8 protein-coding genes are annotated in these 9,771 nt (G+C 67.4%); 1 reads left to right on the top strand and 7 read right to left on the bottom strand.

Annotated elements, in window-relative coordinates; genetic code table 11:
• Positions 1-289: 289 nt before the first annotated feature.
• The 7 genes from betA to ABE546_RS18335 form a co-directional block, all read right to left on the bottom strand.
• Positions 290-1,960, bottom strand: a complete 1,671-nt coding sequence (gene betA, locus ABE546_RS18365; RefSeq protein WP_346464649.1) for a choline dehydrogenase — start codon at positions 1,958-1,960, stop codon at positions 290-292.
• A 24-nt stretch (positions 1,961-1,984) separates the two neighbouring features.
• Positions 1,985-3,457, bottom strand: a complete 1,473-nt coding sequence (betB, locus tag ABE546_RS18360) for a betaine-aldehyde dehydrogenase (RefSeq protein WP_346464648.1) — start codon at positions 3,455-3,457, stop codon at positions 1,985-1,987.
• Positions 3,458-3,491: 34 nt separating this feature from the next.
• Complete coding sequence (betT, locus tag ABE546_RS18355; RefSeq protein ID WP_313219600.1) at positions 3,492-5,471, bottom strand: choline BCCT transporter BetT; 1,980 nt, start codon at positions 5,469-5,471, stop codon at positions 3,492-3,494.
• A 121-nt stretch (positions 5,472-5,592) separates the two neighbouring features.
• Complete coding sequence (locus ABE546_RS18350; RefSeq protein WP_172838073.1) at positions 5,593-6,330, bottom strand: endonuclease/exonuclease/phosphatase family protein; 738 nt, start codon at positions 6,328-6,330, stop codon at positions 5,593-5,595.
• Between the two features lie 50 nt (positions 6,331-6,380).
• Positions 6,381-7,208, bottom strand: coding sequence for a thiol:disulfide interchange protein DsbA/DsbL (locus ABE546_RS18345; protein WP_313219601.1), 828 nt, complete (start codon positions 7,206-7,208; stop codon positions 6,381-6,383).
• Between the two features lie 122 nt (positions 7,209-7,330).
• A complete protein-coding gene (locus tag ABE546_RS18340) occupies positions 7,331-7,975 on the bottom strand; it encodes a thiol:disulfide interchange protein DsbA/DsbL (protein WP_313219602.1) in 645 nt (214 codons plus the stop codon).
• A gap of 129 nt (positions 7,976-8,104) precedes the next feature.
• On the bottom strand, positions 8,105-8,905 hold the full coding sequence (locus ABE546_RS18335) for a c-type cytochrome (RefSeq protein ID WP_313219603.1): 801 nt from the start codon (positions 8,903-8,905) through the stop codon (positions 8,105-8,107).
• A gap of 155 nt (positions 8,906-9,060) precedes the next feature.
• Here ABE546_RS18335 and yihA point away from each other — a divergent pair, with 155 nt between their 5' ends.
• Positions 9,061-9,684: a ribosome biogenesis GTP-binding protein YihA/YsxC gene (yihA, locus tag ABE546_RS18330; protein WP_070473671.1), complete on the top strand. Its 624-nt coding sequence runs from the start codon at positions 9,061-9,063 to the stop codon at positions 9,682-9,684.
• Positions 9,685-9,771: the final 87 nt, after the last annotated feature.

Raw genomic sequence — 9,771 nt, 5'->3', positions numbered from 1 at the left:
GAGCCGGCCAGCGGCCGGCACTACCAGGACGCGAGGAGCCGGCCAGCGGCCGGCACTACCAGGATGCGAGGAGCCGGCCAGCGGCCGGCACTACCAGGATGCGAGGAGCCGGCCAGCGGCCGGCACTACCAGGACGCGAGGAGCCGGCCAGCGGCCGGCACTACCAGGATGCGAGGAGCCGGCCAGCGGCCGGCACTACCGGGATGTGCGCGATGCCGGCCAGCGGCTGGCATTGCCCGGATTCGTGCGCCGACCAACGCTCGGCGCCTACCGATGGATCGCGGCGCCCTCAGCGCCTGGCCGGTGCGTCCCCGGCCACGTAATACGCCGCCGTGCTGCGCGGCAGCGGAGCACGCCCCCGGATCCGGTCGGCGATCTTCTCGGCGATCATGATCGTGGTGGCGTTGAGGTTGCCGGTGATGATGCGCGGCATGATCGAGGCATCCACCACACGCAGGCTCTCCATCCCGTGCACACGGCCCTGGCCGTCCACCACGCTCATCGCATCGGTGCCCATCGCGCACGAGCAGGAGGGGTGGTAGGCGGTCTCGGCATGCGCGCGCACGAAGGCATCCAGTTCCGCATCGGTCTGGCACTCGGCGCTCGGACTGATCTCGCGGCCGCGGTACTCGTCCAGCGCGGGCTGGGCGATGATCTCGCGGGTGATGCGGATCGCATCGCGGAATTCCTGCCAGTCCTGATCGGTGGACTGGTAGTTGAACAGGATCGAGGGGTGCTCACGCGGGTCCAGCGACTTGGCATGCACATGCCCGCGGCTGGGCGTGCGCATCGAGCCCACATGCGCCTGGAAGCCGTGTTCCTTGACCGCGTTGGTGCCGTTGTAATTGATCGCCACCGGCAGGAAGTGGTACTGGATGTTCGGCCAGTCGAAGTCCTCGCGGGTGCGGATGAAGCCACCGGCCTCGAACTGGTTGCTGGCACCGATGCCGGTGCCGGCGAACAGCCATTCCGCACCGATCGCCGGCTGGTTCCACCACTGCAGCGCCGGGTACAGCGAGACCGGCTTTTTGCAGGCGTACTGCATGTACACCTCGAGGTGATCCTGCAGGTTTTCGCCGACGCCGGGCAGGTCGTGCACCAGCGGTACGCCAAGTGCGGCCAGCAACGCCGGCGCGCCCACCCCAGAGCGCTGCAGGATCTGCGGCGAGGCGATCGCACCGGCGCACAGCAGCACCTCGCGGCGGGCGGTAGCGTCGATCGGCTCGGCGCTGTTGCCGGCCAGGTAGCGCACGCCCACCGCGCGCTTGCCGGCGAACAGGATGCGGTCGGTGGTGGCGTGCACCACGATCTCCATCCCCTCGCGGTCCTTGGCCATGTCCAGGTAACCGCGCGCGGTACTGGAGCGGCGCCCGCGCGGAGTCACTGTGCGGTCCATCGGGCCGAAGCCTTCCTGCTGGTAGCCGTTGAGGTCATCGGTCCGTGGGTAGCCGGCCTGCACACCGGCCTCGACCATCGCGTGGAACAGCACGTTGTTGCCGTTCTTCGGGGTGGCCACGCTGACCGGGCCGTCGCCACCGTGGTAATCGTTGGCCCCGATGTCGCGGGTCTCTGCCTTGCGGAAGTACGGCAGCACGTCGTGGTAGCTCCAGTCCTCCAGACCATCGAAGCTGGCCCACTGATCGAAGTCCATCGCGTTGCCGCGGATGTAGCACATGCCGTTGATCAGCGAGGAGCCGCCCAGGCCCTTGCCGCGGCCGCACTCCATGCGCCGGTTGTTCATGTAGGGCTCCGGCTCGGTTTCATACGCCCAGTTGTAGCGGCGGCCCTGCAGCGGATAGGCCAGTGCGGCCGGCATCTGGGTGCGGAAATCCATCCGGTAATCCGGGCCGCCGGCTTCCAGCAGCAGCACGCTGACGCCGGCGTCTTCGGTCAGGCGTGCGGCCAGCGTGTTGCCGGCCGACCCGGCGCCGATGATGATGTAGTCGTACTCGCGCTTCATCGCGGTGTCTCCTGGTAAGGCCGGTTAGAACACCGACGCGTAGCGGTCCAGTTCAATCTGGATGGATTTGGTGCGGGTGTAGGCACGCAGCGTGGCCAGTCCGTTTTCGCGGCCGACACCGGACTGCTTGTAGCCGCCCACCGGCATCTGCGCCGGCGATTCGCCCCAGCTGTTGACCCAGCAGATGCCGGCCTCGAGCTGGTGGATCACCCGATGCGCGCGCGCCAGGTCCGGCGTCACCACACCGGCGGCGAGACCGTAATCGGTGTCGTTGGCGCGGCGCACGGCCTCGTCTTCGTCGTCGTACGCCAGCAGGCTCATCACCGGCCCGAAGATTTCCTCGCGTACGATGCGCATGTCATCGCGGCAATCGCTGAAGATGGTCGGTGCCACATAGCAGCCCTTGCCCAGCGCGCCGTCGGTCAGCCGTTCGCCGCCGCAGACCAGCCGTGCACCCTCGGCCTTGCCGCTGCCGATGTGCTCAAGCACGCGCTGCATGTGCGCGGCGCTGACCAGCGGGCCGAAGTTGGTGTCCTTGGCCAGCGGGTCGCCGATGCGGATGCGCTTGACCCGTTCCAGCAGTTTGGCTTCGAACGCGGCCAGGGTGCTGCGCGGCACGAACACGCGGGTGCCGTTGGTGCATACCTGACCGGAGCTGTAGAAGTTGGCCATCATCGCCACGTCGGCGGCCAGGTCCAGATCGGCGTCGGCGCAGATGATCAGCGGCGACTTGCCCCCCAGCTCCATGGTGACGTCTTTGAGCGTGGAGCTGGAGGCACTGGCCATCACCTTGCGGCCGGTGGCGGTGCCGCCGGTGAAGGAGATCTTCTCGATCAGCGGATGCTCGGTCAATGCCGAGCCGACGCCGGCGCCATCGCCAGGCAGCACGTTGAACACGCCATCGGGCAGGCCGGCCTCGGTGAAGATTTCCGCCAGCTTCAGCGCGGTCAGCGGCGTCACTTCGCTGGGCTTGAAGATCATCGCGTTGCCGGCGGCCAGCGCGGGGGCGGCCTTCCACAGCGCGATCTGGATCGGGTAGTTCCAGGCACCGATCGCGCCGACCACGCCAAGGGGCTCCTGCCGGGTGTAGAAGAAGCTGCTCTCACGCAGCGGCACCTGGCTGCCTTCCAGCCCGTGCATGACGCCGGCGTAGTACTCCAGCACGTCTGCACCGGTGACCACGTCCACGCTGAGCGTTTCGCTCAGGGCCTTGCCGGTGTTGCGCGATTCCAGCTCGGCCAGTGCATCGTTGCGCTCGCGCAGCAGCGCGACCGCCCGCAGCAGGATGCGCGAGCGCTCCACGGTGGTCAGCGCGGCCCATGCTTTCTGGCCGGCTTGGGCGCTCTCCACGGCAGCGTCGAGATCGTCGCTGTTGGCGCTGTGGACGTTGGCGAGCAGCTCGCCGTTGGCCGGATTGATGACCTGGAAGGTCTGTCCGCCCTGGGAGGGAACGTAGCGGCCGCCGATGTACAGCAGCTGGTCGGGGAGGGTAGGCATGTCGGTGACTCCTTTGCAGCGGGAGATCAGTGCGTCAACGCGTGAGATGCAGGAACTGCAGGTGACGCTCGTACTGATCGATGATGTCGTTGATGATCTGCTGGCGGCTGTAGCCGAACAGCTCGTAGTCCTGTCCACCTTCATAAAGATGCACTTCGGCGCGGTAGTAACGCTGGTTGCGGAAGCGCTGCGCGGCGAACGAAGGCGTGAGGTAGCCGCGCATGATCACCTGGTAGGTGAACACCTGTTGTTCGCCATGGTCCACCAGCAGCTCCATGTGACCCGGCTCGAACTTCGTCTGCACATCCAGGCCCTGTTCGAGCAGCTGCGCCGCGACGGCTTCGATCGCCGGCTTCACATCGGTATCCATGAACCGGTACACCTCGTCGCGGACCGGGAAATGCACCGCCTGGGTGATGCGCTGGCGCCAGCCGCGCTGGTGTCGCGATTGCCCGATCAATGGGATCGGCGAGTACTGCGAGGCTTTCTTGCGCTGCGACTCTTCGCCCAGCGCGCGGGTCAGGCCCCACAGCATCAGCAGCAACACCACCGAGAACGGCAGCGAGGCCAGCACCACCGCGGATTTGAGTGCATCCATGCTGCCGGCCAGCAGCAGTCCGGCGGTGACCAGGCCGGTCATCACGCCCCAGAAAACGCGCAACCAGCGCGGGCCGTCGTCTTCCGGATTGCCGCCCTGCGAGGACAGCGTGGACAGCACCACCGTGCCGGAATCGGCCGAGGTGACGAAGAAGATGAAGCTGACGATCACCGTGACCGCGATGACGGCGCGGCTCCACGGATAGCTCTCCAGCAGCGCGTACAGCACGGTCGGCGGGTTCTCCACCGCCATCTGCGCCAGGTGTACCTGGTCGTGATGCAGGATCTGGTCCAGCGCGCTGTTGCCGAAGATCGACAGCCAGGCCAGGGTGAAGCCGAGCGGGATCAGCAGCACGCCGAGCACGAATTCGCGGATGGTGCGGCCGCGCGAGATGCGCGCGATGAACAAACCTACGAACGGCGCCCAGCCGATCCACCAGGCCCAGTAGAACACCGTCCAGTTGCCCAGCCAGTCCGGGCGCCCGCCGTAGGCGTACACATCGAAACTCTTGCCGACCACGTTGCCCAGGTAGTCGCCCATGTTCTGCATGAAGGCATTGAGCAGGTACTGGGTGGGGCCGGCGAACAGCATGAACAGCAGCAGCGAGATCGCCAGCAGCATGTTGATGTTGGACATCCAGCGCACGCCTTTCTCCACGCCGGACACGGCCACGGTGATCGCCGCGCCCATCATCAGCACGATCAGCCCGACCTGCACCCAGGCCGCGTGCGGCACCGGGAACAAGGTGTTCAGGCCGGCGTTGAGATGCAGCACGCCAAAGCCCATGTCCGCGCCGAGGCCGAACACGGTGGCCACGATGCCCAGGGCATCCACGGTGTAGCCGATCGGCCCGTTGATGCGCTTGCCGATCAACGGATACAGCGCCGAGCGCAGCGCCAGTGGCAGGTTGTGGCGGTAGGCGAAGTAGGCCAGCGCCATCGCGGCCAGCGCGAACACGCCCCAGCCATGCAGGCCCCAGTGCAGGAACAGCAGCTGCATGGCCTGGCGCGCGCTGGCCTCGCCACTGCCGGTGCCGCCCTGCGGCGGCAACAGGTAATGGGTCAGTGGCTCGGAGACGCAGAAGAAGAACAGGGTGATGCTGATGCCGGCGGCGAACAGCATGCCGGCCCAGGACAGATAGCTGAACTCCGGCTCGTCATGGTCCGCGCCGAGTTTGACGTTGCCATAGCCGGACAACGCCACGCCGACCACGAACACCAGGTACACGGTCATCGCCAGCAGGTAATACCAGCCGACATTGCGCGAGGCCCAGGTCTGGGCATCGAGCAGCATCACGCCGGCATCGATGGGAAACACGGTGACCAGAATGGCGAATGCCGCCACGATCGTGGCGGCAAGCAGGAACACGGGTCGAAGCGTGCGCACCTCGGGCAGAGGCGGCTCCACGGTACTCATGGGGTGGGGGATACTCCCGGTGCCGGAGCGGCAGACGGCGGGATTTATCGCACAGGCGCTGTGGACAGCCTGTTTACACGCTCACGATGCCCGCCGCGCAAGGGCGGCGGGTGCACAGGGGTCAGCGCAGCGCGCTGCTCGGCACATCGATCGACATCGCCAGTGCGAGGTGATCGGAGAACGCGGCCGGCACGGCTTCGGCACTGCGTTGCTGCAGGCCGTCGCTGAGCAGGATGTGGTCGATCGCCCGGTCCGGGCGCCAGCTGGGGAAGGTCGGCACCACGCAGCCTGGCGGCTGCAGCGTCGTCTTCTGGTACAGCACCTGCATTTCGGGACGTTCGGCCAGGCAGTTGAAATCGCCCATCAGCACGGCGTTGGGGTGGTCGGAGAGCAGATCGGCAATGAAGGCCAATTGCGACATGCGCGAATTGGTCCCCAAGGACAGATGCGCCACCGCCACCGCCAGGCCCTGGCTGCCTTCACCGAACTTGGCCAGCAGCACGCCGCGCCCGCCGATCCGGCCGGGCAGGGCGTGGTCCTGGACCTCGACCGGCTCGAGTTTGCTGAGCAGGCCGTTGGCGCTGGAGGCGACCCCACCCATCCGGCGGTTGGGCTGGTGGCTCCAGTAATTGAAGCCGGCGCGCTCGGCCAGATAGTGGGTCTGGTTGGTGAAGCCCGAGCGCAGGCTGCCGGGATCGGCCTCCTGCAGGCCGACGATGTCGTGTTCGCGGGCCATCTGCGCGATGGCATCCAGGCTGGTTCGCTTACGCCCGGCCGGCAGTGCATGCGACCAGCTGCGGGTCACGTAGTCACTGTAGCGGCGGGTGCTCGAACCGGCCTGGATATTGGCCGTCAGCAGGCGCAGGGTCCGCGTGTGGGGGGAGGTCACGACGGTTCGCTATCGCTGGATCAGTTGGCCTTGCCGGCGCGTTCGCGCGCGATCAGGTGATCGGCGATGCGCAGCATGTCCGGGAAGCCCTTGCCCTTGACCAGGTACTTGCCGTTGACGATCACCGACGGGGTGCCGGAGATCTTGCTGCGCTGGGCGAACTGCTTGGCCGAGTTGGTCTTGGCGTTGACGGCGAAGCTGCCCATCATCGCGGCGAACTGCTTCGGGTCGGCGCCGTGCTTGCCGTAGAAGTTGGCGATGTCGTCGACCGAATCACGGCCGCGCTCGCCCTTCAGGCTCTGCTCGGCATGGATCGCGGCGTACATGGCTTCGTGGGTCTTTTCCTGCAGGCCCATGGCCTGCGCGGCGTAGAACGCACGGCCGTAGTCATCCCAGGTGCCGCCGAACATGGCCGGCACGTAGACGAAATTGACATCGCTCGGCAGACCGGCCTTCCACGGCCCGATCAGCGGCTGGAACGCGGCGCAGGCCGGGCACACGTAACCGAAGATTTCGGCGACTTCGATCTTGCCGGTGGCCGGCTGGAACGGCTGGCCATTCTCGATCACCACATAGTCGGTGCCGGCAACCGGCTCCGGGCCGGTCGGGCGCGACGAGGCCGGCGCCGGCGCCGGGGTGGTGGCTTCGGCAGCGGCGGTCTCGGCGGCGGCGGTTTCACCGCTGGCGGCCGGGGCCTGCTCGCTCGGGGGGGCCGTTTCGGTGGCCGGGGTGCTGCTCGGCGCGGCCGGTTCGGCCGGGGCGGTGGTGTTGGCGGTACCGTCCTGCGCCTTGCAGGCAGCCAGGATCGGCAGCAGGGCCATGAGCGTAATGGCGAAACGGGTCTTCATCGAAGCATCTCCAGCGGATGAGCATGGTGGGACCGACGCTGGGAGCGTCGGCCAGGGAAGCATGATGACACGCGGAAACGAGCGTCCCGCGTGCACGGTGCGTGATGGTTCAGCGAGCGCTGTTAGAGCGCCTTGCCGCTGCGCGCACGGGCGATCAGGGCATCTGCATTGCGCAGCATCGACTCGAACGAGTCGCCCTTGACCAGGTACACGCCATTGACGATCAGCGTCGGCGTGCCGGGCACCTTGGTGCGCAGGGCGAAGGCACGGGCGGCCTTGACCTTGGCATCCACGGCGTCGCTCTTGAGCGCGGTGATGTACTGCGCCGGGGCCACGCCAAAGCCCTGGTAGAACGCGGCCAGTTCATCCGGCGAGACGTTCTGCATCGGCAGCGAGCCCTTCTCATGCAGGGCATCGAACATGGCGCGATGGCTGCGCTTGGCCACGCCCAGCTGGTCGGCGGCGTAGTAGGCGCGGGCAAACGAATCCCACACGCCCCCGAAAGCGGCCGGCACCGGGGTGAAGCGGACGTCCTTGGGCAGCTTGGCGGCCCAGGCTTCCAGCTGCGGCTCGAAGTGCGCGCAGTGCGGGCAGGTGTAGCCGAACATCTCCACGACTTCGATCTTGCCGGCCAGCGGCGCGAACGGACCGGCATCGGCGATGCGTTCGTAATCCTTGCCCTCCACCAGCGGGGCCGGGGTGGCAGCGAGGGTGGTCAACGGGCTCAGGGCCAGCAGCAACAACATCAGGCGGGGCATCAACGTCATCTACATCCATCTCCATACAGAAAAAACGACGCCGGCCCAGTCGCCGGCGTGCCAGTGAACATACCCCGCCGGCCGGGGCGTCCGCATCGGTCATCCGACCAAGGGGATGCGCTGCGGGGTGGGCGGTCGTCAGGGAGCCTGCGCGCCTCCGGCGACCGGGGTGGCGGCTGCGGCGACGTCATCGGCCCGGTTGTGCAGGCCCTGCAGGTAGCTGGCCAGGGCCTGGATTTCCTGCTCGGTCAACGACTTGGCGATCGAGGCCATGATCTGGAAGTGGGCCTTGTCCGTTTCCTGGGTGGTCCCGGCCTGATACTCCTGCAGGCGGCGCGCGACATACGCTGCGTGCTGGCCACTGATATGCGGGTAGGCCGGGCCGGGATTGCCCGCGCCGGTGGGGCCGTGGCACGCCATGCAGGCCGGGATGCCGCGCTCGGCATCGCCGCCGCGATACAGCTGCTGGCCGATCTCATAGAACTTCTTGCCCGCGTACGGGCCCTCGGTCACCGCGCCATCGTCGGCGATGCCGGCCGTGGCCTTCTGCGTGGCGAAGTAGGCACCGATGTCGCGCATGTCCTGCGGGGTGAGGTCCTGCACGAACGGCACCATCGCCGCCGAAGCCCCGGAGGTGCGCTGCCCATTGGCGATCAGGGCCATCTGCTGGGCGCTGTAGCGCTCGCTCTGGCCGGCGATGCTCGGGTACATCTCCACCGTGGAATTGCCATCGGCCGAGTGACAGGCCGCGCAGGCGGCCGCCTTGGTCTGCCCGGCCTTGGGATCGCCCCAGGTGGTTTTGCTGAAATCGACCTCCAGCGAGGCGGTCTTGATCGGCCCGTTGTCCGGCAGGGGCGTGATCGAGGTCTGGGCAACGGCAACGGCGGCGAGCAGCGATACAGCAAGTGCGGAAACGGCAAGAACGCGAGCATGGCGCATGCGGAAGCTCCGTGTGGACCGGGCTGGCGGTTGCGGGACCGCAACCACGGGGATCGCCCGATTATCAACGCCGTTTCACGCCACGGTCAACGCAGGGTGCAGCAAAACCGAGCGCGGGCAGCGCGGATCGGGCCCGGACATGCGATCCTATGCCCATGTCATTGCTCCTCGAACGCGCCCAATACCTGCTTTCGGCCCACAACACCCGGCAATTGCCGGAAGACGTGGGCGCGGAAGTCGCCTTTGCCGGTCGCTCAAATGCTGGCAAGTCCAGTGCCCTCAACGCCCTGACCCGCCAGAACAGCCTGGCCCGGGTCTCCAAGACCCCCGGCCGCACCCAGCAGCTGGTGTTCTTCGAGGTCACCCCGGAGGCCAAGCTGGTCGATCTGCCCGGCTACGGCTACGCCAAGGTCCCGCTGGATCTGCAGGCGCACTGGCAGGCGTTCATCGACCAGTACTTCCGTACCCGCGAGGCCCTGCGTGGCCTGGTGGTGGTGATGGACATCCGTCACCCGCTGAAGGACTACGACCGCCAGATGCTCGCCTATGCGGTGCAGCGCGGCCTGCCGGCGCACGCGCTGCTGACCAAGGCCGACAAGCTCGGCCGTGGCCAGCAGGGCATCGCCCTGCAGAAGGTGCGCAAGGAACTGCAGTCCTCCTTCGGCGATACCGTCAGCGTGCAGACCTTCTCCGGTCCCGCCCGCCAGGGCGTGGATGAAGCCCGCGGCATCATCGGCGGCTGGCTGGGCCTGAACAAGCCGGCGCCCGAAGCGGCCTGATCCGGGCGTTGCCGCGGTCCAACGGGCCGCGCGGCGCCGGGTAGTGCCGGCCGCTGGCCGGCTGCTCTTTCCATCAGATGTATCGGG

The organism is Stenotrophomonas sp. TWI377 (assembly GCF_039674525.1).
Lineage (GTDB): Bacteria > Pseudomonadota > Gammaproteobacteria > Xanthomonadales > Xanthomonadaceae > Stenotrophomonas.
Note: the sequence above shows the minus strand (reverse complement) of the source record. Positions and strands in the feature narration are given on the sequence as shown.